General features: G+C 58.5%; 22 protein-coding genes. 15 read left to right on the forward strand and 7 right to left on the reverse strand.

The genetic code is table 11. The features are described 5' to 3' along the window. Positions 1-10 precede the first annotated feature (10 nt). From Q8N00_01605 to Q8N00_01645, 9 genes are all read left to right on the forward strand, one after another. Entirely contained in the window at positions 11-1588 is a 1578-nt protein-coding gene (locus tag Q8N00_01605; protein ID MDP2381478.1) for a hypothetical protein, read from the forward strand. A gap of 12 nt (positions 1589-1600) precedes the next feature. Beyond that, on the forward strand, positions 1601-3436 hold the full coding sequence (locus Q8N00_01610; protein MDP2381479.1) for a glycoside hydrolase family 15 protein: 1836 nt from the start codon (positions 1601-1603) through the stop codon (positions 3434-3436). Between the two features lie 21 nt (positions 3437-3457). Next, complete coding sequence (locus Q8N00_01615; GenBank protein MDP2381480.1) at positions 3458-4132, forward strand: DUF5752 family protein; 675 nt, start codon at positions 3458-3460, stop codon at positions 4130-4132. An 11-nt stretch (positions 4133-4143) separates the two neighbouring features. Beyond that, positions 4144-5823, forward strand: coding sequence for a maltose alpha-D-glucosyltransferase (treS, locus tag Q8N00_01620; protein ID MDP2381481.1), 1680 nt, complete (start codon positions 4144-4146; stop codon positions 5821-5823). Positions 5824-5880: 57 nt separating this feature from the next. Next, the gene (locus tag Q8N00_01625) at positions 5881-7080 is read left to right on the forward strand and encodes a glycosyltransferase (protein MDP2381482.1); all 1200 of its coding nucleotides are present in this window, start codon (positions 5881-5883) and stop codon (positions 7078-7080) included. 50 nt (positions 7081-7130) lie between these two features. Continuing rightward, positions 7131-8399: a glycosyl transferase family 2 gene (locus Q8N00_01630; protein MDP2381483.1), complete on the forward strand. Its 1269-nt coding sequence runs from the start codon at positions 7131-7133 to the stop codon at positions 8397-8399. Continuing rightward, entirely contained in the window at positions 8392-9093 is a 702-nt protein-coding gene (locus Q8N00_01635; GenBank protein ID MDP2381484.1) for a hypothetical protein, read from the forward strand. Before Q8N00_01630 ends, Q8N00_01635 begins: the two co-directional genes overlap by 8 nt. 106 nt (positions 9094-9199) lie before the next feature. After that, positions 9200-9832, forward strand: coding sequence for a hypothetical protein (locus Q8N00_01640; GenBank protein MDP2381485.1), 633 nt, complete (start codon positions 9200-9202; stop codon positions 9830-9832). Then, positions 9829-10524, forward strand: a complete 696-nt coding sequence (locus Q8N00_01645; protein ID MDP2381486.1) for a hypothetical protein — start codon at positions 9829-9831, stop codon at positions 10522-10524. The genes Q8N00_01640 and Q8N00_01645 overlap by 4 nt, the downstream gene beginning before the upstream one ends. Positions 10525-10593: 69 nt before the next feature. Here Q8N00_01645 and Q8N00_01650 read toward each other — a convergent pair whose 3' ends face one another. The 7 genes from Q8N00_01650 to Q8N00_01680 all read right to left on the reverse strand — a co-directional run bounded on the left by Q8N00_01650 (position 10594) and on the right by Q8N00_01680 (position 17341). Continuing rightward, entirely contained in the window at positions 10594-12234 is a 1641-nt protein-coding gene (locus Q8N00_01650) for an alpha-glucosidase (GenBank protein ID MDP2381487.1), read from the reverse strand. Positions 12235-12318: 84 nt separating this feature from the next. After that, the gene (locus Q8N00_01655; GenBank protein ID MDP2381488.1) at positions 12319-13164 is read right to left on the reverse strand and encodes a peptidoglycan-binding protein; all 846 of its coding nucleotides are present in this window, start codon (positions 13162-13164) and stop codon (positions 12319-12321) included. Between the two features lie 106 nt (positions 13165-13270). Then, on the reverse strand, positions 13271-13675 hold the full coding sequence (locus Q8N00_01660) for a hypothetical protein (GenBank protein MDP2381489.1): 405 nt from the start codon (positions 13673-13675) through the stop codon (positions 13271-13273). Between the two features lie 235 nt (positions 13676-13910). Then, a complete protein-coding gene (locus Q8N00_01665) occupies positions 13911-14435 on the reverse strand; it encodes an FKBP-type peptidyl-prolyl cis-trans isomerase (protein ID MDP2381490.1) in 525 nt (174 codons plus the stop codon). Positions 14436-14936: 501 nt separating this feature from the next. Continuing rightward, on the reverse strand, positions 14937-15809 hold the full coding sequence (locus Q8N00_01670) for a hypothetical protein (GenBank protein ID MDP2381491.1): 873 nt from the start codon (positions 15807-15809) through the stop codon (positions 14937-14939). A gap of 216 nt (positions 15810-16025) precedes the next feature. Then, complete coding sequence (locus Q8N00_01675) at positions 16026-16667, reverse strand: response regulator transcription factor (protein ID MDP2381492.1); 642 nt, start codon at positions 16665-16667, stop codon at positions 16026-16028. Continuing rightward, entirely contained in the window at positions 16664-17341 is a 678-nt protein-coding gene (locus Q8N00_01680; GenBank protein MDP2381493.1) for a sensor histidine kinase, read from the reverse strand. Before Q8N00_01680 ends, Q8N00_01675 begins: the two co-directional genes overlap by 4 nt. 861 nt (positions 17342-18202) lie before the next feature. On the opposite strand from Q8N00_01680, the gene ppsA reads away from it, so the two are divergent. The 6 genes from ppsA (at position 18203) to Q8N00_01710 (ending at position 25514) form a co-directional block, all read left to right on the forward strand. After that, on the forward strand, positions 18203-20620 hold the full coding sequence (gene ppsA, locus Q8N00_01685; GenBank protein MDP2381494.1) for a phosphoenolpyruvate synthase: 2418 nt from the start codon (positions 18203-18205) through the stop codon (positions 20618-20620). A gap of 298 nt (positions 20621-20918) precedes the next feature. Beyond that, positions 20919-21194 (forward strand): hypothetical protein, encoded by a 276-nt coding sequence (locus tag Q8N00_01690; protein ID MDP2381495.1) that lies wholly within the window; start codon positions 20919-20921, stop codon positions 21192-21194. 105 nt (positions 21195-21299) lie between these two features. Beyond that, positions 21300-22442: a 4Fe-4S dicluster domain-containing protein gene (locus Q8N00_01695; GenBank protein ID MDP2381496.1), complete on the forward strand. Its 1143-nt coding sequence runs from the start codon at positions 21300-21302 to the stop codon at positions 22440-22442. After that, on the forward strand, positions 22439-23305 hold the full coding sequence (locus Q8N00_01700; protein ID MDP2381497.1) for an FAD/NAD(P)-binding protein: 867 nt from the start codon (positions 22439-22441) through the stop codon (positions 23303-23305). The genes Q8N00_01695 and Q8N00_01700 overlap by 4 nt, the downstream gene beginning before the upstream one ends. A 22-nt stretch (positions 23306-23327) precedes the next feature. Then, positions 23328-24176, forward strand: coding sequence for a hypothetical protein (locus Q8N00_01705; protein ID MDP2381498.1), 849 nt, complete (start codon positions 23328-23330; stop codon positions 24174-24176). Positions 24177-24206: 30 nt separating this feature from the next. Further along, complete coding sequence (locus Q8N00_01710; protein MDP2381499.1) at positions 24207-25514, forward strand: Ni/Fe hydrogenase subunit alpha; 1308 nt, start codon at positions 24207-24209, stop codon at positions 25512-25514. Position 25515: the final 1 nt, after the last annotated feature.

Here is a 25515-nt window from a genome sequence, read left to right on the forward strand (position 1 = left end):
GGAAGCGTCGATGACGAAGATTGCTGCATCAGGATGGGTTGAGTCAGTCGTGGCTGCGCTGGATGGACAGGGCCGGCGCCCACTCATTGAGTTCATCCAAGGTCAGCGCTGGTTCGGCGGCAAGGGGAAGCCCCTGGCCGATGTGCGTGTTGTGGATGCGGTGCAGCTGACTCATGGAACAGGCCGTCGACTGCTCGCATTGATGCGTGTGGAATATCGAGGCGGGGCACAGGAGCGCTATGTGATGCCCTTGACGATCAGACCGAGGACTGATCAATCCGATATCCTGGCGCTCGTCGAGCTGCCAGACTCTTCCACCCATGAATGGGTCTGCGATGGGACCCAGGATGCGGATATCTGGAAGGGTCTCTATGATGGCATGGCGAAGAGTCGGGAGCTGGCCGGACTGTCCGGATGCCTGATGGGCCGGTCCATGCCGCAGGGACAGGAGGAGCTGGGGAAGCCGGTGCGGGAGGCGAAGGTTCTCTCCGCGGAGCAGAGCAACACCTCGGTGATCTTCGACCGGCGAGTGATCATGAAATTGATTCGAAAACAAGATGCGGGGATCAATCCCGACAGCGAGGTCTTGGAATTCTTGACGACGCAGACAACCTGTCGGGACGTGCCGGCGCTGTTGGGTGTGGTGACGTATGACGACGGTCTCTCGGACGAAGCGCAGCCTGCCACGGTCGCGGTGCTCCAGCGATTTGTGCCGAATGTCGGCGACGGCTGGAGCTATACGCTGGCCCATCTCAAGACCTTGCTGGATGAGGGCTGCAAGGCGGTCACGGGGAGTGGCGACAATCTCTCGAAGGCGGTCGCGGCGATCTCAGGACCGTTCCTCGTGCAGCTTCGACGTCTCGGCGAGATTACAGGAGGCCTGCATGTGGCGTTGGCTTCCCGGCAGGAACCGGAGGCGTTTCGTCCCGAATCCATTACCCCTCACGATGTCGATCTCTGGCAGGCCGGTATGAAAAAGCATTGCTCCGACGTCTGTCACGATCTGCGTGCGCTTCAGCTGGAACAAGAATCGGCGGTTGGGTTGACGGGCGATGGCGTGACCGGGCTGGAAACAGCCTGCCGCGATCGGTTCGGGGACCTCCAGTTGTTGTCTCGAGCAAAGACGTCGAAGATTCGTCATCACGGAGACTATCATCTTGGGCAGGTCCTCAAAACGGACGAGGGGTTTGTCGTCATCGATTTCGAAGGAGAGCCGGCCAGGCCACTGGAGGAGCGGCGGACCAAGGTCTGTCCGTTAAAAGATGTCGGCGGCATGTTGCGTTCTTTCAACTATGCGGCCCAGGCCGCGCTCAAACAGCGAGCGACCCCCTCTGCGACGGAGGTTGGTTTGATGACGGAATGGGAAGGCGCCGCTCGCACATCGTTCCTCGATGGCTACCGTTCGGTCGCCAAGCCGGGGCAGGCGGTGTTTCTGCCTGCCACGTGGGAAGAGGCCTTGCGGGTTATTCAAGTCTACGAACTCGACAAGGCCCTCTACGAATTGCGGTACGAAATGCGGAATCGACCGGATTGGCTGTCGATCCCGCTCCAGGGCATTTTGGGATTGGTCGGGAACGCTGTCGAGTGAGATTGGGAGCCTATGGCGTATAAGTCGATCGGGGACTACGGCGTGATCGGGGACCTCCATACGGTGGCCCTGGTGGGGAAGGATGGATCGATCGATTGGTGCTGTTTCCCGCACTTCGATTCACCCAGCCTGTTCGGCGCCCTGCTGGACGACCAACGAGGGGGACGGTTTCGTATCGCGCCTCTGGACGACGGGAAACGCCAGCAGTTGTATCTGCCTGAAACGAACGTGTTGCTGACCCGCTTTCTGCATAAGGATGGCGTCGCAGAGCTCACGGATTTCATGCCGGTTGAATGCGACGAGCCGGGAGTCCGTCCGAAGCGGCATGAGATCATCCGGATGTTGTCGGTTGTGCGAGGCGAGATCCGCTTTCGGCTGGAATGTCGTCCGGCGTTCAACTTCGGCCGTGATGCACATCGTGTCACCTTGCATCCGCAGGGTGCGCGATTTCATTCCCCCTCGATGGCGGTCGGGTTGGTGAGTCCGGTGCCGTTGACGACAGTCGATGGGGGAGTCGAGGCGGAATTTACCTTGGCCGCCGGTCAGCGGATGTCGTTTTACCTGGAGCACATGGAGGCCGATGGTGCGGAGGATCTTATGGTTTCTCCTCACGCAGCCGAGACGGCCTTTCACGACACGGTTCAGTTTTGGCGTGGGTGGCTTGCGCAGTGCTGCTATGTCGGACGATGGCGTGAAATGGTGCAGCGCTCGGCCCTCACGCTCAAGTTGCTCACGTATGCACCGAGCGGGGCCATCGTGGCGGCTCCGACCACCAGTTTGCCGGAAACCATAGGCGGTGAACGCAATTGGGACTATCGATACACCTGGATTCGCGATGCGGCCTTTACTCTCTATGCCTTACTGCGCCTCGGATTTTCGAAGGAAGCAGGCCGATTCATGCAGTGGCTTGAGGCTCGTTGCCATGATCTGAATGAGGATGGCTCGCTCCAAGTGCTGTATGGAATCGACGGACGCCGCATCACCGCTGACGAGGTCCTGCTGGATTGGGATGGCTATCGAGGGTCGAAGCCGGTTCGCGTCGGCAATGGCGCCGCCAACCAGCGGCAATTGGATATGTATGGCGCGTTGATGGACGCGGCCTATCTCTACAACAAGCACGGATCTCCCATCAGTTACGATAGTTGGGTCGGACTCTCCCGGTTGCTGGAATATGTCTGCGCCAACTGGGATCAGCCGGATGAAGGCATCTGGGAGGTGCGGGGCGGAGCGCGACAGTTCGTGTATTCGAAGGTCATGTGCTGGGTCGCGTTGGATCGCGGCATTCGTCTGGCGGACAAGCGAGGATTTCCGGCAGATCGGGCCAAGTGGACGGAGGTGCGGGATCGCATCTATCGGGAAGTGATGAGTCGCGGGTGGAATCGCGAGCTCGCGTCGTTTGTGCAAGAGTATGAAGGGACGGCGCTGGATGCGAGCGCGCTGGTCATGCCCCTGGTGTTCTTTCTGTCGCCGACGGACCCGCGGATGATCACGACGTTGGACCAGATCCAATCCCGATTGGTGTCCGACGTGCTGGTGTTTCGCTACCGTGCTGAGGAGGCGGCTCCGGATGGTCTCTCGGGCGAGGAGGGGACGTTCACGCTCTGCTCCTTTTGGCTGGTGGAGGCGTTGACAAGGGCTGGCCGGTTGGAAGAGGCTCGGCTGATGTTTGAAAAGATCTTGAGCTATGCCAATCACCTGGGGCTCTATGCGGAAGAATTGTCGGTGACGGGAGAACATCTGGGGAACTTCCCCCAGGCCTTTGCCCATATCGGACTGATCAGCGCCGCATACAATCTTGATCGGGCTCTGGGCTCGCGTCGAACGTCGATGGGGGAGAATCGTTTTTAGAGAAAGGTGGGTGCCGTGGCCATGAGTGACGCCAATACGACATTTTCATTTATCGGCTGCAGTGAAATTCAGGAGATCCTCGGGAAGCAAGCCGAGGATGAACGCCAGCTTGCAGAAATGTTGGAAGAAGTCCCGCTCGATTCGGTGTACTTCCACACGCATAGCTATTTCCTGCGGACCAGATTTATCGAACGCATCTACCCCAACGACTTTGCCGAGTGGGTAGGTGAGCAGGTGCGGGATCACGTGCTGGCAGAACGCCTGTCCGTCTTGGATCCGTTCGATTTTCAGAGCCTGGAGGCCCTGCGGGAGGAGCTGATCTCCATTATCGACGACCATCTGTCCGGCCTGGCGACGGTGCCTCGGGTGGGATTCGGGACGTCCTTTTTCTTCAACCGATCGCGGATTTTAGAGGTGCCGACCGGCGTGGAAGTCAGAACGCTGCGGGAGTTCCGCGATGCGATCTCCGAGGTCGATATCAGTGCGATTTATTTCCATGTGTTCGAGGCTCATTTGCGGTTGCAGCGGGAGGAGAACGATTTCTCCGCCTGGATCAGAGGCAGTCTCAATCTGCCGGAGTTGGCTGACCGCATGCGATCGTTGAACCCGTATCTCGGCAGTCTCGAACGACTGCGGTCGAGCCTGTTGACCATGTGCGATGACCATCTGGCGAAGTCGGGTGGGCCGAAAGGGTAGGGAGTTGAGCGATGTTGAGTGCAGATCCACTGTGGTACAAAGACGCCGTGTTTTACGAGATCCACGTCAAGGCCTTTGCCGACGGCAACGGGGATGGAGTCGGTGATTTTCAGGGCCTGACCGGCAAACTGGACTATCTCCAGTGGCTCGGCGTGGATTGTCTCTGGCTGCTGCCGTTTTATCCGTCTCCGTTACGGGACGACGGCTACGATGTTGCCGATTTTATGAGCGTGGCTGAAAAATACGGCACGACCGAGGAGGTGCGACGTTTTCTGGACGAGGCGCACCGGCGAGGCATGCGGGTCATCGTGGACCTGGTCTTGAACCACACGTCCGATCAACATCCGTGGTTTCAGGAAGCGCGCAGCTCTCCCGATTCTCCCAAGCGCGATTACTACGTCTGGAGCGACAGCGACACCAAGTATGCGAAGGCGCGGATCATCTTTATCGATACGGAAAAGTCCAATTGGACCTGGGATCCGGAAGCCAAGGCCTTCTATTGGCACCGGTTTTTCAGTCATCAGCCCGATTTGAATTATGACAATCCGGAAGTCCAGAAGGCCATGCTGGACACGATGGAGTTTTGGCTCGAGCAGGGGCTAGACGGGTTCCGTTGCGATGCGGTGCCCTATCTGCTCGAACGCGAGGGCACCATCTGCGAGAACCTGCCAGAGACGCACGAGTACTTGAAGGCAATCCGACGTCGTATCGACGAGACTTACAAGGGGCGCGTCCTCTTGGCAGAGGCGAACCAATGGCCGTCTGACGTGCGGCCCTATTTCGGCGATGGCGACGAATTTCACATGGCGTTCCACTTCCCGCTGATGCCACGGCTCTATATGGGCGTGCGCAGCGAAACGCGCGATCCGATCATCGACATGTTTACCCATACGCCCGAGATTCCACCGAATTGCCAATGGTGCCTGTTCCTCCGTAATCACGACGAGCTGACGCTTGAGATGTGTTCCGGCGAAGAGCGGGACTACATGTACTATACCTATGCGCGCGATCCGAAGATGCGGCGCAACATCGGCATTGCACGTCGGTTGGCGCCCTTGCTGGACAACGACCGTCGAAAAATCGAGCTGCTGAACAGCCTGGTCTTTACCATGCCGGGCAGCCCGATCATCTACTACGGCGACGAGATCGGCATGGGGGACAACGTGCAGTTGAAGGATCGCGACGGGGTGCGCACGCCGATGCAGTGGACGATGGACCGGAATGCGGGATTTTCGACCTGCGACCCCTCTCAACTCTATTTGCCTGTCGTCTCGGATCCGGTGTTCGGCTACCAATCGATCAATGTCGAATCGCAACGGGAGATGCCCCATTCGCTGTTGCATTGGATGAAACGAATGATTGCGGTGCGCAAGCGATACCCTGCCTTCGGGCGGGGCACGATCACATTTTTGCGGCCGGCGAACGGCAAGGTGCTCGCCTATTTGCGACAGCACGAGGGGATCGTCCTGCTGCTCGTCCATAATCTGGCCGGGTCAGCGCAGTCAGTGGAGTTGGACCTGAAGGAATTTTCCGGTTCGACGCCGGTCGAATTATTGGCCGAATCGCGATTTGCCAGGGTGACGGAACAGGCCTATGTGCTGACGATGGCCCCGTACGGATTGTACTGGCTCAATCTGGTGCCGGAGCGGACGGGAGTGGAACTCTATGGGATCGAACAGACGGCACTGTAGGCAGTCACGCGGTGTGATGAGTGGGACGAATCTGTTGAGGGTAGAGGAGCAACGGCAATGATCAGGGAACTGGAACAATATCGGGAGGTGGCTCCGAAGGGAACCATCGACTTTTTGCAGCGCTTAAGCGAGCAGGTGCAGGGGAAGCGGTTTCTTCACATCAACACCGTCCGCTACGGGGGCGGGATGGTGGAGATCTTGCGACGACTCGTGCCGGTGATGAAGGCGATGGGTATCGAGGCGCGCTGGGAAGTCATTGCCGGCACGCAGGAGTTTACCGACGTCACGCGCCGGATCGCCGACGGATTGCAGGGCCGGCCTGAAGTCATTACCGACGAGATGTACCAGATCTATCTGGACGTCACCGCCAGGAACGCCAAGGCCTTGGATCTCGACGCGGACCTCGTGTTCGTCCACGACCCGCAGCCGGCCGCGCTGATCGAACATCGGACGGGCGGGAAATGGGTATGGCGCTGCCACCTCGACGCCGGCCAACCCCATCGGCCGGTGTGGAGTCTGTTTCGCCGGCATGTATTGAAATATGATGCAGCCGTCTTTTCGTTGCCGGGGTTTGCGCAACGGCTGCCTATTCCGAAGTTTATGATTCACCCCTCAATCGACCCCCTGACCGAGAAGAACCGGGAGCTGTCGCGCAGCGAGATCGGCGAGGTGCTCGATCGATTCGGGATTGCCAAGGGAAAACCGATGCTCTTGCAGGTGGCCCGATTCGATCGATTCAAGGACCAGCTCGGCACGATTCGCGCCTATCGGATGGCCAAGAAGCATCATAATTGTCAGCTCGTGTTCGCGGGGAGCGGCGTGGTGCACGACCCGGAGGGAGAAGCCGTGCTGGCAGAGGTGCAGGAGGCGGCGGGGAACGATCCGGACATTCATATTCTCCAGTTGCCACCGGAGGCCGACCGTGAAATCAACGCGCTGCAGCGGGGCGCCTCGATCGTAATTCAAAAGGCGCTCAAGGAAGGGTTTGGCGTGGCCGTCTCAGAATCGATGTGGAAGGGGAAGCCGGTGATCGGTGGAACCGCCGGAGGGGTGTCCGCGCAGATCGTGAACGAGGCGACCGGATTCATCGTTCATTCCGTCGAGGGCGCCGCCTTTCGTATTCGTTATCTCCTGAGCAATCCCAGCGTGATGACCAGGATGGGCGCCATGGCGAAGGAACATGTCAGGAGAAACTTTCTCATCACGCGGCATCTCAGCGACTATCTCACGATGCTGAAGCTGCTGTGTCCAGAATAGTTCCACTCGCCGGAACACCGAACCTTTAATGAGCTGGGAGGGATCCCCAAGTGGGAGAGTTTATTGTCCCGGAGTCGGTCCGCACGTTGCTGCACGGAGCGACGCCGGTTGATCTCGTGGTCGGTGTGCTCACGTTCAACGACAAGGCGACTGCGCCTGGGGTTGCCCGTGCGCTGGCTGATGGATGTGCCAAGGCGTTCCCGCAACGGCGGACGCTGATGGTCAACTGTGATGCGGGTTCGCAGGACGACACGCCCCAGCACATTCAGAAGGGCCTCGGGGTGGACGCGCATCTCTGGACGATCTGCCACCCTGTGCAGGGCGCGTCGCGCAACGTGCTGTCCGAATCCGGCGTGCCGGGACGGGAGACAGCCGTACGCATCCTTGCCGCCGTGGCGGACCAGCTCGGCGCGACCGCCTGTCTGGTCGTCGACGGTAACTTGAAGTCGGTGGATGCGACGTGGACCGAGCTTCTTGCCGCCCCGATCCTCGATAAGGGAGTCGATTGTGTGCTGCCCTGGTTTCAGCGTAATCGGTACGAGGGGACATTGACGAACACCCTATTGGCACCGCTCACCAGGGCCTTGTACGGCAAGCAGATTCCCTATCACTTGGGCGGCGCCTACGCATTTTCCGGCAGTATGATCCGTTCGACCTTGCTTCAGCAGCCCTGGGACGAAGAAATTATGCCGTACGGCATTGACGGATGGGTGACCACACTTGCGGTTGCGGAGCCGCTCCAGATCTGCCTGGCTTCGCTCGGACCCCGCCTGCAGCAGGCCAAGCCGATGGGCGACTTGGCCTCTGTCGTGGCCCAGGCCGTCGGTTGTCTGTTCCATTTGATGGAGCGGTATCCGGAGAAATGGGAATCCGTCGCGGGGTCGGTGGCGGTCCAGGCAGTTGGCACCACGAGGGGGTTGGGAGCTGAGACCGGTGCCATCAATGTGGAGCGGATGGTCAACGGATTTCGCCAGGGGCTCCGCGATTTGGTGCCGGTGTGGCATCTCATCCTTTCGGAAGAGACATTTCAGCAGGTCTTGGAACTCGGTGTCGAAGAGACAGACCGCTTTCGTTTTTCCTCCGCCTTGTGGGTACAGGTCGTCTACGACTTCGCGCTGGCGTATCATGACCGCCTGTTGCACCGCGAGCATCTGCTCAAGGCCTTGACGCCACTGTATCTCGGATACACGGCATCATTCATCATCGGGACACGCGCGCAGGGCGTCGACCGCGTCGAACAGGAATTGACTCGTCTGAGTGAGCAGTTCGAGACCATGAAACCGTATTTCGTTCAGCGATGGAGGTGGCACAATGAATGATGTCTGGGGCGAAGCCATGGTCGAAGCGTTTCGCGACATGATGAAGCGGGTCGCGCTCTTTCTGCCCAAGTTGCTGGCCCTGTTCAGCTTTATCCTGCTCGGGATCATCGTCGGGTGGGCGATCAAAGCCGTCCTCCAACGTCTGCTGAAGGCGGTTCAACTCGATGCACTCAGCGAGCGGTGGGGGATCCAGGCTGCGCTCACGAAAGCGGGGTTTAAGCAGCCGCTCTCCCAAGTCGTGGGGCGTCTGGCATTCTGGGTAGTCTTTGTCCTGTTCGTGTTTATGGGCGTCGACTCGCTGGATCTTCCAGCGACTGCCGGACTGATGGGCCAGATTTTGGGATTCGTGCCGAGCGTCGTTGCGGCCGGGTTGTTGCTCCTGGTCGGAGTCCTGATGGGAAACTTCTTTGGCGAAGCGACGTTAATCGCGACGGTTAATGCGCAGATCCAAGAGGCCAGGCTCATTGCTAATTTTGTACGATGGGGCATTTTCCTGTTCACTGCGGCGATGGTGCTGACGCATCTCGGAATCGCCAAAGAAATTGTCGTGGCCGCATTCTCCATCCTTTTTGGTGGCGTCGTGCTGGCGTTGGCGATTGCCATTGGTCTCGGCGGGCGAAATATTGCACGGGATATGCTGGAACAGCGATGGCGAAAGGCCAAAGAGGAGCGAGACGAGATGTCGCATTTGTAGCGACCATGAGGAACGAATACAGTTGGAATGCAATCGCCGGTGGATTCCGATCTTGGTTCCTGCATGATCGGTATGCGCGCTCAGCCCACAACGAGTGAGAGGTCATGTGATTCGGGTGATACTGCAGTGGATGCATCGGTTAGACAACAGGGCGTTGACGCGTACGATCTGTTTTGGGATTTGCATTGTCCTCCTCTCTGGTTGTGCCGCGACTCGGCAGGCCGGCAGCGCCCCGTTAAGACCTGCCATAGAACAGTTGCTGCTATCGCAGGCGTTACAGCGTTCCTTGCAGGAGGTGAGCCTGCCGATCCCGGCTGAGGCGACAGTGTTTCTGGAAGCAGTGGGACTTACTCGCGACAACCCCCCGGATCAGGAATATGTCCGTCAGGCCATCGCGGTTCAGTTCGCGCGCCAGGGATTTCGTCCGGTTCAGAAAGAAGAGGAGGCGAGGTACCGCGTCAAAGTTCTGCTCCAGACGTTCGGCATCGAGCAGGGGGTCGTATTTTTCGGAATGCCGCCGGTGCAAAGCGTGCTACTGCCATTTTCACTTCCTGAGATCGCGCTCTATAAGGATTTTCATCAAATGGGGCTTGTCCGCTGGGCCCTTACGGTCTCGGAACGAGCGACCGGACGCTGGATTAACTCGAGTCCCTGGTATGCCGCTTCCACCTACTATAACCACTACACTCTCTTTATCGCGGTGACGTTCCGCATGACTGATCTGGAGTTGCCGGAATGATGCGTCTTGCTCTGACCACGGATCAGCGAGCACCTCGCATGTTGAAGAGCGAGGAACGGTTGAGGGCTGTGCCGTCGGTCATCTGTTGGATCCTGTTGCTGACCCTCCTGGGCTGTACGTCCTCTCGCGAGATCATTCCGTTGGAGGTCCGCCAGGGTCGACCGATGCTGAAGAAGTCTCTTTCCGATGGGCAACGATTCAATGTGGCAGTTATGCCCTTCGAGGATCAACGTGCCGATTCCAGTCGCATCGGCATCCGGCGGGATTGGCGGGGTGATGAGACGACGTTCACGATCGAGGGGGGCCGCCTGGGTGACATACTCGCCGAGATGTTCGTCGACTATCTGAAACAGCGCGAGGGCTGGAACGTGTGGATCGTCAAGCCCGGGATCGTTCCGCCGGATGGGGGGCCTGACGTCACGCTGTCCGGTATGGTCGTGGCATTTTCGGCGGACGCTGAACCTGGGTTTGGCGTGACAGATATGACCGTAACGGCACGGTTTCTTATCACCGGACAGCATCCCGTCGATCAACGCTCGGCGGTTGTGATGGTTGATGCGATAGAATCCTCATGGGCGTTTGGGTTTGAACCACGCGATCTGGAAGCTCTTCTCAACGCGACGCTTCGGAAGGACCTGGAGCAGTTCATGTCACAAGTCGTGGTCGAGGGGCGACGTCTGCGGCTGAAATAGCGGGCGAGTAATCCTCCATGGCTGCTGCCGGGATTGTCCCACCGCTGCGGCGATTTCTTGCACAGTCCGCTAGGCCAGCAAAACGATAACAGCTTCATCCGGTTGTAAGTCGAGCCGGCCTGATCTCCAAGGTTGGCGATCGGCGGTCGTCTCATGCGTGGAGAGCAGCAGCGTCCCCTCACGTATCGCGCCAGGAGCTGAACAGGTGGAGCGTTCGGAGGAGAAGTTGACGGCGATGAGGACGGCTTGTCCCGATGAGCCTGTTCGTTCGTCTTTTCTGACGAACAGTAGGCAGTGAGGGTTGGAGGTGTCGAGGGAACAATAGGTCCCGTGTAGGAGGGCCGGAGTCATGCTCCGCAAGCGGAGCAGACGCCGATAGAGGTGCAGCAGCGACGATGGGTCCTTCGATTCCCCTTCCACATTGAGGGTGGCTGCGTCTCGGGAGACCGGGAGCCAGGGCCGCCCCTTCGTAAATCCTGCCTGGAACGATCCGTCCCACTGCATCGGTGTACGGGCTGGATCACGACCGGTGCGGAAGGGCCAGTACCGCTTCGTGTAGGGATCATGTAAGTCGCGGTAGCGCAACCGACCGTCCCGCATGCCGATCTCCTCTGCATAATAGAGGAACGGGGTGCCTCTCAACGTAAAAAGGATGACCGCGGCTGCTCTGGCTCGCCGCGCGGCATCGCCACCCTGGCCGTACCGGTCGATGTGTCGGGACTGATCGTGGTTGCTCAAAACGATCGAGGGCCAGCCGCCCGGTGGCACCGCCCGCTCTGCATCCGCAATCACCTCGCGAAAGCGGTCTGCGAGCCAGGGGGACTTTAACAGACGAAAATCGAACACCATATGCAGTTCGTCCGAACCGTTGCCGTAGAAGGCTGCCGGCCCCCCGGGGGTGTCGGCTGAGGCTTCGCCGACGAGGACGATGTCGGGGTAGGAGGACACGACTGCGCGCAATTCCCTCATCACCTCGTGGGCGAGCGGCCGATCGCGATCGTGCTGATGGATTTGTCTGGTATAGCCGCGCCAGCCCAATCGCACAGGATTGTCGGGCCAGCGCCGATCCTTTCCGAGCCAGTTGATGGCGTCGAGCCGGAATCCCTGCACGCCACGATCGATCCAGAATCGCACGATGTCGAACATCTTGGCGCGCAACGTAGGGTTATGCCAATTCAGATCCGGCTGGCTCGCCAGGAAGGAATGCAGATAGTACTGGTGGGCCACGGGATCCCACGTCCATGACGATCCGCCGAAGCGCGCGTTCCAATTACTGGGACGGCGTCCGAATCCTTTGCCGTCCGCCCAATAGTACCAGTCTCGTTCAGGCGCCGAGCGAGAGGCGCGGGCTTTTTGAAACCACGGATGTTGATCAGACGTGTGGTTGAGGACGAGATCCATGATGACTCTGATGCCACGCCGCCTGGCCTCGGTGACGAGTCGATCGAAGTCGGCGAGGGTGCCGAAGCGCGGGTCCACATTGCAGTAGTCGGCCACGTCGTAGCCGAAATCCTTCATGGGGGAAGGATAGATCGGCGACAGCCAGATGGCATCGATCCCTAACGAATCCGTCGTTCCGTCGTTCAGGTAATCGAGTCGGGAGATGATGCCGGGGATATCGCCGATGCCGTCTCCGTTGGAGTCCTGAAAGCTCCAGGGATAAATTTGGTACACGATGGCAGTTCGCCACCAAGGCGGATTGGCAGTCATACAGGCGTTTCTGGTTGAGACGATGACGGGGCAGGACAGTATAGGCCTCTGTCGTCAAATTGCAATGACGCAATGACGGACACATTATCGTAGTACCGAACTCAGTGCAGTCCAGGTCTGCGGTCCGACCATGCCATCCGGCTCGATGCCGTGTTTCTGTTGAAATCTGGTAACGGCGATGTCGGTCGCTGGTCCGTATTGACCATCGAGGGGGATGCGATAGCCCGCGCGTCGCAAGGCCCGTTGAACGGTGGAGACGTCTTGGCCCATGAGAGGAGGTCGCTGGAGCGAGAGGTGTCGAGCGAGTCGCGCCGTCGGCGCGACGCGACGGAGCGCCCTGTAGGTCGCTGGTCCGACAGTGCCATCAGTCTGGAGTCCGTGGACACGTTGAAACGACCGGATCGCAGCTTCCATGTTGCGTCCGAAAATACCATCTACACGAATAGGCAACTCATGGCGGCGCAGCAGTTTCTGCAGTTGCACGACTTTCGGTCCTCGGAGCGCCGGATGCTCCAATCGCAATGTGGTAAAGGAGCCTTTTGAAATGGATGCGCGTGAGGATTCGGTCTTGCCGGAAACGGTATGGATTGGGGCAGGCGAGGCGCTCTGTGCAGTTTCGGCCTTGGCCGATGACCGTTGTGTGTTCCTGTGCGCCAGGACCAAGAGACGCCGCTCTAACTCGTCGTGGTTGTCGGTCTTGGTCTTCGTCTCCTGGACTAGCGATTGATTGACGGATTGTAGCTCTGCGAGCTCAAGGGTCATCCGTTGCCGTTCATCCATTGCGTCGTCGAGGTCGGCCCGCAATGTCTCAATTTGGGATTGAAGGGCCGGCGGCCAGTAATCGCAGCCGTTGAGCCAGAGCAACGCCGGCATCGCGAGCATCATAACTCCCTTTCTTACGGTCGGAGCGAACGTCTGTGTTGTTTGCATTGATACAATCTCCTTCCGATGTTCTCGTTCTTGAGCGCGGGCGTCTTCCCACAACCATGGACGATGGTTGTGGGGATTGCGTCGCCCCCGGTGTCTGTCGGGCATGTCACAGGGCTTCTTCCGGTACGGGACCCGATTGCATGAATGCCCGGTCATGGTCTGGCGCGTTGATGCCAGGGATGATCACCCGCTTCAGAATGGCGATGGCCTGGCGGATGAATCTCATAGCCTGATGCTCGTCCTTGTCGAGGATGTCGGCAGCATGTCTCAAGAGGGCAGCCGCACGTGTGAGCGACAGGCTTGTCGCGTGCGAAGCTGGCGCGATGGATTGATGGGTCGGAGGGAAGGCCGTGGTTTGGGCCAGCTGAGATGTCGCATAGGCCGATGCAGGAAGGGAAGAGATGTCAGGCGTCGGCTTGCACCCTTTCTGTGAAAAGAGCCATACACCTATGACGAGCAGCGGAGTGATAAGAAGCAGTCGGCGCCATGATGGTGTGGTGAAGGTGAGCATCGCTCTTTCATTTCCTGTCTGGCTCAATGAGGTGTTCAGCTATCCTGGGTTCCCACCTGCGGATTCTCTGTTGTGCGAGATGCAGGCCGTTTAGAAGACATGGACAGAAAGATGTCGCAGCGGCTTGTTTTTTCTGCCACGGACGGACCATCGACGTTTGTGTCTCCACCTGAACAAGAGCCACAAGAGCAGCGCCGCGACCGGTATCGTCAATTCCAGCATGGCCTCACTTTCGCTACGCAGCAGGAGGCGGCGTGGCCCAACTGTCTGGATCGGCTCGATCCAGTACGTCCAAGAGATCCACTTGCACGATGACATTTTTTCCCGCTAACCGGTGATTCGCGTCGAGCGTCACTCGGTCGCCGTCCAATCCGGTGATGGTCATGTGCACCAACGTTCCATCCGTCTTGCGTATTTCGAGTCCCAGCCCTACCAGTAGCGCAACATTTTGAGCCAGGAGCCAGGCGCTGCTTACCTGACAGCACAGTTCGGGACGGTATGGCCCGAACGCTGAATCGGAGGAGATTCTTTCCGTAACGGACTCGCCGACACACATGCCGACGACGAGTGTGCCCAATCCATGAAGCATTGGATGATTCCCTGCAGTAAAAATATGCGGCTCGCTGTCGATCGAGGAAAAATAGATCAAGGTTCCGTCCTCCAGCCACGCCATGAGGTTCACATGCACGATATCTCCCCATTGGACGGGACGGGTCTGATGAGCGCCTGCTAGAGTATCGGACAAGCCTGCCATGTCCATGGATCACATCCTTTCACCTGAGCGACTATCCGAGAGGATCGGTGCTGTTGATGTTCGACGGTATTGTGCAAGTATGCCGCGCATCGGAGAACTGGGAGAAGTCCTAGTCGTGGGGAGCACTTTCCCTGGCTGGGAGCCGATTCAGAGCCTGTCTTCGTGCGGCGCCGGAGCGAACGTAGATCAGATGTTTGGAGAAGATTGGAGTCGACGGTCTGTGCCAGTCAGAGGCTGGCGTCCGGCACATACCAGCTTTGCGCGTAGAGAGGAATTGGCCACGCGCAGCTCCTCAGACAAGATATCAAGTCCTGGTAGCGTGATTTCGCACCACATGTAAGTGGAGGGCAATGGGCGAGTGAAGAATAAGCCTCTCCCAGGATTGACCAGCCGGGATGGAGACCAGATTGTGAGAGTTAACGGCACCGTTCACCCTCCGTCGAGTTTCAGAAAGGATGGCCCTGCCTGAGCAGGGCCATCCGGCCATCACTGTCGCGCCTTCGCAGGTTACTTGCCCTTCAAAGTGAACTCCACCTTGACGGTTTCGCCTTCCTTCACGTCAACCTCCTGTTCAAGCAGTCCGGCGATTGGATGCCATGCCGCCACCTTCTGCTTCCCCGGTGGCACATCGGTCAATTCAAAGGACCCATCCTCCTTCACTTTCGTAAAGTAGGGATTGGTCACAGGGAGAAACCAGGCTTGCATGAACTCATGCTGATCGCATTGAAGTCGGACCACCGAGCCAGCCTTGACCTGGCGTAAGGTAATTTTCTTATTCATCGAGTCTCCCTTTTGGGCCAGCGCGATGTTAAAAATAGTTGAAGCACTGTTGTTTTTTTTGACTTCAAACGCATGCGGGTTGTGGAGGACCCCCGAAGCCGACTTCGGATCATCGGGATCGGCATCATTGTTTTCGACGATAAACCGTCCTCTATTGACGGCCACCCCCGTGAATTCTGACCATTCACATAGATCGGCAACGACCTTGGTTCCGGGGTACGCTTTCATCCAGGTGTCGTCATTGAGCCCACGGACGGCCACCAGGGCATCCTGCAGGCCCCCGCCCTTGGCAAGCCGGACTCGCGTGAGGAGGCGAATTTTCCCGTCCTCTGATTTGTTCGGGTTCTTCGAGCAGAATGCAGTATTAGGGAATTTCTTGAAGGCAAACTTCTTGGGTGGCGGAACCTTGCCTGAGTACAGGACCTGCCCGATGATGGTGCCCCCGGCCTCGGCGGGGAGGGGAGCCGCTCCGAAACTCCAGAACCCCAACGCCAGGAACGACACAACCATCGACAGCGGAGCCATTGCATGTCGCTGTGTCAGGCGGTTGTCATGAAGGGATGGCCCTCCTCGTGTCTTGATGTCGTGTCGCATGCTCATGGTATACCTCATTACGTAAAGGTGTAGCGTAGGTGTCTCGTCTCTAGCCTGCTGAAGCAGCAGGTCTCGGTCTGAGGCCTCCTTTTACCTTACGAGCCTGCAGAAGCCTATGCAAGTAATAAGAAACCCTGGTTATGACCGTCGCCTATCGCTGCGAACCGCGAAGAGAAGAGGTTCGCGCCAGAGTGAGCCGACGACCGTAGTCGTGAAGTGGGATCAGACAGAGACGAGCCCGTGGGTCACGGCATACTTGGTGAGGTCGGCGGTGGTGCGCAGCCCCAATTGCTTTGCGATGCGGGCCTTGTGGAATTCTATGGTTTTTGACGAGACGCAGAGGATGGACGCGATCTCCTTCAGCGATCGTCCTTCGGCGACCAGTTGGAGGACTTCGCGCTGACGCAGCGTGAGGGTGGCTTGTGCGCTTGCAGGGGATGTCCGCTGATGGAGCAGCGGATCCAGGACGCCCTTTGCCAAGAGCGGCGATACGTAGAGGTGGCCACGCAGGGAGGCGCGAATCGCTTGCACGAGTTCCGTGGCGCTTGCCCGCTTAAGCACATAGCCCGAGGCGCCGGCGCGAAAGGCTTCCGTGACATAGGTCGGGTCGCCGTGCATGCTGAGGAACACCAGTTTCGCATCGGGGACGAGACGGCGAAGCTGCTGGGCGGCATCAATGCCGTTCAGCAGCGGCATCGACAGATCGAGGAGAATCACGTCCGGTTCCAGTCGTGGCGCAGCTTCAATCAGGGCGCGCCCATCCCCAACCGAACCGACTAAGTTAAATTCAGGCTCCAGCACTTTCTGAAGAGCCTCGACGAACATCGTGTGGTCGTCTGCCAGGAGAATGCTCGGTTTCGTCATGATGGCTCCTTTGGCCATGGAAGGCGGGCAACGACTTCGGTCCCTTCGATCGGCGTCGAATGCCACTCCACCGATCCGTTCAGCTGTCGTACCCGCTCCTGCATGCTGAGCATGCCGAGTCCCGGCCTGCCTCTGCGGACTTCTTCGAGGTCCATGCCGATTCCGTTGTCTAGAATGGTGAGACACAGGGCTTCCGGCGTCACCGACAACTTGACGGCCACTTGCGACGCCTTGGCATGTAGTCCGACGTTTCCCAAGCTCTCCTGCGCAATGCGATAGAGACAGGTTGCGAGGCGTAGCGGGATGGGCATGCCCGAACGCGGCTTCGTAAATCTAGCTTTGATGCCGGTGCGTTTGACGAACTCGTTGATATAGCGCTGAAGGGCCACGACCAGCCCGAGATCATCCACCGTGGTCTGGTGAAACCGGTAGGCGAGTTGACGGACATCGTCTGATAGCTCGCTGACATGTCGGCGGATGCCGCGTATCCGGCGGCGAATGGCTGCGGGAGATTCAGGAAGATCCCGGCACAACGAGTCCAGGTGGAGCCCGATCGCGCCCAGTCGCTGATTCACATCGTCGTGCAGATCACGAGAAATTCTTCGGCGCTCTTCGTCCTGAACTGTGAGTAATTTCCCAGCCAGCGTTCGCAGATCGTTCTGGGTCCGATCCATGTCCTCAATGTGAGGATCAACTCCTATAGGAAGAACCTTCTGAGTTCGCATTTGTCCCAGTGTCCCCGACATCGCATGCGTCACATGAATTCAATCGCCCACGGAAATTACCAGTCCACAATACTTCCTTCACCATACTGCGCCGCCAGAGCGTACACAACCCTGGGATGCGGGGGAATTCGCCACTGCATGGACGTCTATGACAGCGAGTCAATTGAATAGTCCTGAGCTCGGCGGGGTCGTAGTCTGTTGGTTGTGGTGGTAATCAGCAGGAGCTCTGATCGAAGCGACTCTGCTGCCTATACAATTCATGGTCCCAGTGGTTCGATTCCGATCTGTCCGTTCTGTCGAACTGCCAATCTGGGCCGAGCCTATTCCTTGGTCACAATTGTGAAAGGCGAATGACATCAGGGTTGAGCCACCTGTTCAAGATATTTCTTCTGTCGCATTTTGCGACGGGCCTTAGTCGTAATCAGGCCTGAAATGCCCCACAGGGCTTCTCCCTTCCCGGCATGATCTTGATAAGTTCGCAGTAAACGTTGACCCGATCATGCCCCCACCTGGTTGCCATCTTGCAGAAGAAACCAGAGACGACCGGGGGACAGGACCTGACATGAACAGGTTGTCCAAATTCTGGAGGATGCAGGTGAGCCAAGAGTTTTATCCTGCCCTGACGAAGTTCATGGTCTCTGTTAGGTTGAAATGTGTCGAGCAAGGCACTTCTCGTCTGACCAAGTGGCTGTCGGCCCCAGGTGCTGACCTGTTGTTTGAGAGGCCAGGTGTGGACAGATGATGCACGAATAGAGAGACGGAAGCACAGGCTGGGGGGCCTGACCGTTTCCACGTCGTTAAGGAGAAACCGTGGGTAATGTCACGCAGGATAAGCAGTTGGTGAAATGGTTCGAGGAGCTCGGTATCGAGGACGTTCCGCTGGTCGGCGGAAAGAATGCGTCGTTGGGAGAAATGTATCGTGAGCTGGCCGCCAAAGGCGTGAAGGTGCCCAACGGTTTCGCCGTCACGGCTGAGGCCTATCGACTCTTCCTGAAAGACGCGAAGCTCGATGCCGTGATTCGGTCGATTCTCAACGACTTAGATACGCACGATCTGACCAACCTTCAACAGCGTGGGAAGCAGGTACGGCAGGCGATTCTCGCCGAGACGCTTCCGCCTGAGTTGGCCGATGCGATTACCGACGCCTACGACCGGCTGAGTAAAGGACTTCCCGAGCCAGCGGATGTGGCGGTGCGCAGCAGCGCAACGGCGGAAGATTTGCCGGATGCCAGTTTCGCCGGACAACAAGAGACCTACCTCAATGTGCAGGGGCATCTGTCACTCCTGGAGCATTGCAAGCGCTGTTTTGCCTCGCTCTTCACCGATCGAGCCCTCTCCTACAGGGCGGACAAGGGCTTCGATCATTTGAAGATCGCCCTTTCCATCGGGGTGCAGCGGATGGTGCGATCGGATCTGGCGACCTCCGGCGTGATGTTTTCCATCGACACCGAAACCGGTTTTCGCGAGGCCGTCTTGATCAACGCGGCCTATGGCCTGGGCGAAAACGTCGTGCAGGGGACCGTCAATCCCGACGAGTATTATGTGTTCAAGCCGACGCTCAAGCAGGGCTATCGGCCGATCTTGCAGAAAATGCTCGGAACCAAGGAGTTCAAACTCATCTACGATATCGGCGGCGGCAAGATGGTGAAGAACGTGCCGGTGTCTCAGGGTGACCGATCGAAGTTCGCCGTAACCGACGAGGATATCCTGACCCTCGCCCGCTGGGCCTGCGTGATCGAAGATCATTACAGCGCGAAGCGAGGCACTCCCAGCCCGATGGACATGGAATGGGCCAAAGACGGACTCACCGGAGAACTGTTTATCGTCCAAGCCAGACCGGAAACGGTCCAATCCCTTCAACCGCGCGATACGCTGGAGACCTATCGCTTGAAGGAAAAGGGGAAGGTGTTGGTGGCGGGCCGCAGCGTCGGAGAAAAGATCGGGCAGGGCCCGGTTCGTGTGATCAGGAGCGCCCGGCAGATTCACGAGTTTCAGTCAGGTGAGGTGCTGGTGACCGATAAAACCGATCCTGATTGGGAGCCCATCATGAAAATAGCCTCTGCGATCGTCACCGATCGTGGCGGACGGACCTGCCACGCCGCGATCGTCAGCCGCGAATTGGGCCTGCCGGCCATCGTCGGGACCGAACAGGGGACAGATGTGCTCCTCGACGGACAAGCGGTGACGGTCTCCTGCGCGGAGGGTGATACCGGTTTTGTGTATGAAGGGCAGCTCCCGTTTCACGTCGAGACGCTGGACGTGAAGGGCCTCGGGCGGCCCAAGACTAAAATCATGATGAATGTCGGGAATCCACAAGAAGCCTTCGGACTGTCATTCATTCCCAACGACGGCGTCGGGTTGGCCAGGGAAGAATTCATCATCAGCTCCTACATCAAGGTCCACCCCCTGGCGTTGCTCAACTTTGACCGGCTGGAGGATCAGGCGCTCAAGGCTGAGATCGGGCGGATCACGGCCGGGTACTCGGACAAACCCAGATTCTTTGTCGATAAACTGGCCCAGGGCGTGTCGATGATCGCGGCTGCCTTCTACCCGAAGGATGTGATCGTCCGGCTCAGCGACTTCAAGAGTAATGAGTATGCGGACCTGCTCGGTGGCCGCGGCTACGAACCGAAGGAAGAGAACCCGATGCTGGGCTTTCGCGGGGCGTCACGGTACTACGACCCGCGCTATCGGGAGGGGTTTGCGTTGGAATGCCGGGCGATGAAACAGGTGCGGGATGAGATGGGCCTGATCAACGTGAAACTCATGGTCCCGTTCTGCCGGACGGTCGACGAAGGGCGGCGTGTGATCGCGGAAATGGAGCGACATGGCCTGAAGCAGGGCGAGAGGGGCCTTGAGGTCTACGTGATGTGTGAGATTCCGAGTAACGTGCTACTCGCCGAGCAGTTCGCGGAGATCTTCGACGGTTTTTCTATCGGATCGAACGACCTGACACAACTTGTCCTCGGCGTGGACCGGGATTCAGCAATCGTCGCGCACCTGTTCGACGAGCGGAACGAGGCCGTGAAGAAAATGGTGGCAAGCGTCATTCAAGCGGCCAAGGCGAAGGGACGAAAAGTCGGTATCTGCGGACAGGCGCCGAGCGATTATCCAGAGTTCACCCGGTTCTTGGTGGAGCAAGGCATCGACAGCATTTCGCTCAATTCTGACGCCGTCGTCAAGACCACGCTGGCCGTGTTGGAGTTGGAGCGTAACCGGGTTGGATGACGGAAAAGGACAGCTACACCACTGAAGCGCCGCCGCAGCACCGCTGCTTCAAGATGGCCCTACTGATAGGGATAGTGCGGTGTTCTGCCCCTCGTGCCAGTTGCTCACTGTAGCTAAATGTCCCTTCCCTCTCACCCTGAGCATGTCGAGTGGTGTGAAAGTCGTGAAATTTTCGCCGGTCGTTGAAGAGCGATCAGGGCATTGCTCTTGCTGACGTTGATCACTGTGTTCCTGCCTATCGCGAGTTCCTGCAACCGGTTCAGCTCGGAATTAGGTAGGCCTACGCAGGCGGAATATCATGCCGGATGTTCAAGCAATCGTCAGGGGGCAAGAGCGTATGGAGCAGCCTAAGAAGAGCGACGGCTGGTTGGCCACATTCCTTCGTGAAGTAATCAGCATGCCGCGCCGGCATATGTTGGTTTTTGTTGTCGCGACCCTCTTGCTCGTTGTCGTGGAGATCGAGTTGGTCGAAGGATGGCACCTAGTTCATCTCGTCGAACTCGTGGGCCTGATGGTGTTTCTGTTTCTTCTCTGGGCGGCCTGGCGGGTCCGACGTTTCAGAATGAGCAGGTGAGAAGGTGGGCGTGGCTCAATCCCGGCTGAAAAGAAAGGGCGGGCACTGATGATACCCAATCGAAGTGTTGTCGGTCTGCTAGAGAGAGATGATAGCTGATTTGTCATGGCCTCCAAATCTAACAATCAGATTAACGTTATACCGAAAGTTTTGCTTCAACAGTTGATCGATGTGCTTTCTGCACAAGGCTATCGCACGGTCGGTCCGGTCGCGCGCGACGGAGCTGTCCTCTGGGACACCATCCGACAGGTATCGGATCTGCCGATCGGTTGGCGCGATGAGCAGGCGCCTGGACGCTATCGCATAGAACAGACCGGCTCGGCCAGGATTTTCGGTGTGGTCCATGGGCCGCAGTCTGTGAAGCCGCTGGCATTTGCGCCGCGTGAGCCGTTGCTGACGATCGAACGGAGTCAGGGGCGGGTTTCGGTTCAGCCGACAATGCCGAAGAGCGAGAAGGTTGCGGTGCTCGGGGTGCGGGCCTGCGATCTGGCAGGGCTCGCGATCCAGGATCACATCTTTCTGAAAGACGCCTACCGGGATCCCTATTATCGTACACGTCGTGACGGCCTGTTTCTGATTGCGGTGAACTGCACTCGCGCGCTCGCCACCTGTTTTTGCGCCTCGATGGACACCGGTCCGCGAGCGGGCGCAAGTTTCGACCTCGCCCTGACCGAATTGGACGAAGCATTTCTCGTGGAAGCAGGCAGTGAAGCTGGCCGAGAGGTGGTGCGCGCATTATCGCCTGCGCCGGCCTCGACCGCGCAGACCCGCGAAGCCGAACAGCAGATCGAGGCCTGCGCCGGTAGCCAGACGCGGCAGTTGGACCGATCGCAGCTCCCACAGGCCCTGTATGACGCGCATGAGCATCCACGATGGGACGATGTCGCGGTGCGCTGCCTCGCCTGCGGGAATTGCACGATGGTGTGCCCGACCTGTTTCTGTCATGCGGTCGAGGAGGTGCCGAACCTCACGCAGACAGGTAGTGAACAGAGCAGATTGTGGGATTCCTGTTTCACCCAGGACCATGGCTATATTCACGGCAAGAACATTCGACCGACAATCAAGGATCGTTATCGCATGTGGCTCACCCACAAGCTGGCTTCCTGGATCGATCAGTTCGGCACCTCCGGCTGTGTCGGCTGCGGACGGTGCATCACCTGGTGCCCGGTCGGGATCGATCTCACCGAAGAGTTGCCGACGTTACTGAAACCATCGAGTCCGGCCAAGGAAAAATCTAGCCAATCATGACACGCTTCTCACAGGTCACGGAGAATGGCGCACTCAATCCCTATCTGATTCAGCCTGCCACGATTGTGGAGAAGATCAGAGAAGCGGAAGATATCGACACCTATCGGTTACGTTTCGTCGATGAACAGGCGCGGCGGAGTTTTCGATTCGCGGCCGGGCAGTTCAACATGGTTTATCTCTTCGGCGTCGGCGAGGTGGCAATCTCGATCGTGTCGGATCCTGATGAGCCGGAGTCCCTGGCCCACACCATCCGTGCGGTAGGGCGAGTCACCAAGGCCATCGCGCAACTGCAGCCTGGCGATGAGCTGGGCATCCGTGGGCCGTTCGGACAGGGCTGGCCGCTCGACGACGCGCTGGTCAAAGATGTGCTGATCGTGACCGGCGGGCTGGGCTGTGCGCCGGTCGTCGGCGCCATTGAATATATCTTTCGTCGACGCAACCAGTATGGAGCCGTGAAGATTCTACACGGGGTCAAGACGCCGCACGACCTGCTCTTTCGGGAGCGGTTCGATGCCTGGCGAAGACATCCCGATACTCAGGTCTTATTGACCAGCGACCAGCCCGATAAGACCTGGCATTACCACGTCGGCGTGGTGACGGAACTTTTCGAGCAAGTGGCGTTGGACCCGGCACGGACCATGGTCTTGATGTGCGGACCGGAGATCATGATGCGTTTAGGCGTGCCGATCTTGATGCAGCGAGGGATTCCGGCGACCGCGATCTACGTCTCGCTGGAGCGGCACATGGAATGCGGGATCGGCCTCTGCGGCCATTGCCAATTGGGCCCCTATTTTCTGTGTAAAGACGGCCCGGTCATGCGGTACGACCGGGTCGCGCCGTGGTTGGGACGGACTGGTGTGTGATCGGTGATGGGATGCCGTCGCTATGAATGACAAGAACACAATTAAACCGCTCGTGACGCCCATGCGGCCCAAGCTCGGTGTCTTTAAATTCGCCTCCTGCGACGGATGCCAGCTCAGTATTTTGAACCTCGAAGATGACCTGCTCGCGCTGGGGCAGGCCTTGAACATTGCCTATTTCCCCGAAGCTTCCAGCGACATGAGGGAGGGGCCCTACGACATCGCCTTGGTGGAGGGGTCCATCACGACGCCGGAAGATGCGCATCGAATTCTGTCCGTGCGGAAGCAAGCCGCCATGTTGATCACGATCGGCGCCTGCGCCACGGCAGGCGGGATTCAAGCCCTGCGTAACTGGGGGGATGTCGAGGCTTTCAAACGAGTGGTCTATCCGAGTCCTCAGTATATCCAGAGCCTCAGTACCTCGACGCCGATCTCGGAACATGTGCATGTCGATTTTGAGTTGTGGGGCTGTCCGATCGATAAAACTCAATTACTCCTGGTGATCACCGATCTATTAGCCGGCGTGCAGCCGCGACTGCCAACACATAGTGTATGCATCGAATGTAAACGCCAGGGGAACGTCTGCGTGATGGTCGCCAAGGGGATTCCCTGCCTCGGGCCTGTGACACGTACCGGTTGCGGTGCGATTTGTCCGAGCATGGGTCGGGACTGCTACGGCTGTTTCGGCCCGGCCGAAGGCCTGCATGAAGGTCCCGGACTCCCTCCGAATACGGCCGCGCTGGCCAAGGAGTTTAATCAGGGACTCCAACTTATTCCCGCTGAGGTGTTGCGCCGGTTCCGCGGCATCAACGGCTCTGTCAGGCCGTTTCGAGAGGAGAGCCAGGCATGGGAGCAGAAAGACCGTGACGCGTGACGAGTACTATATAGCGCGAGCCTGTACGTCATGAGTGAATCAAACGACAATAAGACAAGAACCATCTCGGTCGGCATGATTGCGCGCGTCGAAGGCGAAGGCGCACTCCGTGTCTCTGTGAAAGAGGGCGTCGTGCAGGATGTCGAGCTGAGGATCTTCGAGCCGCCGCGGTTCTTCGAGGCCTTCCTGGTAGGGCGACATTACGACGAGGTGCCGGACATCGTGGCGCGGATCTGCGGCATCTGCCCCGTGGCCTACCAGATGAGTGCCGTCCATGCGTTGGAGCAGATCTTCGGTGTGACCGTGGAGGGGGCGCTGCGGGATGTGCGGCGGATGATCTACTGCGGCGAATGGATCGAGAGCCATACGCTCCACGTCTACATGCTCCACGCGCCGGATTTTCTCGGCTATGCCAGCGCGATCGCGATGGCCAAAGATCATCCGGAGATCGTGACCAGGGGGCTGCGATTGAAGAAAGCCGGCAATGCTTTGATGACCCTGCTGGGTGGCCGCTCCGTGCATCCGGTTTCGGTGAAGGTTGGTGGATTTTCTCGCGTGCCGTTGCGCCGTGAACTGGAGGGGCTGAAAGATGAATTCCTGTGGGCACGCGATGCAGCGGTGGAGACTGTCCGCTGGGTCGCGGGGTTCGACTACCCTGATTTTGCGCAAGACTATGCCTTCGTCGCGCTCCGTCCTCCCGATGCGTATCCCTTCAACGCGGGGCCGATCCTGTCCAGTGGCGGTTTGAATATTTCTGCTGAGGAGTTCGAACAGTATTTCAGGGAAGAACAGGTGCCCTATTCCACGGCGCTTCAATGCAGACTCAATGGGGCCAGTTATTTGGTGGGGCCAATGGCGCGGCTGAACCTCAATCATGACCATCTGTCGCCGCTGGGGAAGCAGGTATTGGCCGACACCGGACTGTCGGTGCCTCTGTGCAATCCTTTTCACGCGGTCGTGGCCCGCTCCGTCGAAATCCTCTATGCGATCGAGGAAACGCTGCGGATCATCGACCGCTACGAGCCGCCACCCAGTCCGTCGGTCCCGGTGACCGTGCGTGCCGGTATCGGTATGGCCTGTACCGAAGCGCCGAGAGGAATTCTCTATCATCGGTATCGGGTGGATGGCGACGGCCTGATTCGCGAAGCCAAGATCGTTCCGCCCACCTCGCAGAATCAGCGGCGGATCGAGGAGGATCTGCGAGCCTATCTGCCTCGTCTGCTGGATCTCTCGAACGAGCAAGTGGCGTTGGGATGTGAAAAAATTATCCGTTGTTATGACCCTTGTATCTCCTGCGCGACGCATTTCTTGAAACTGGACATTCAGCGTGACGGGTAAC

It is taken from the genome of Nitrospirota bacterium, from assembly GCA_030684575.1.
Lineage (GTDB): Bacteria > Nitrospirota > Nitrospiria > Nitrospirales > Nitrospiraceae > Palsa-1315.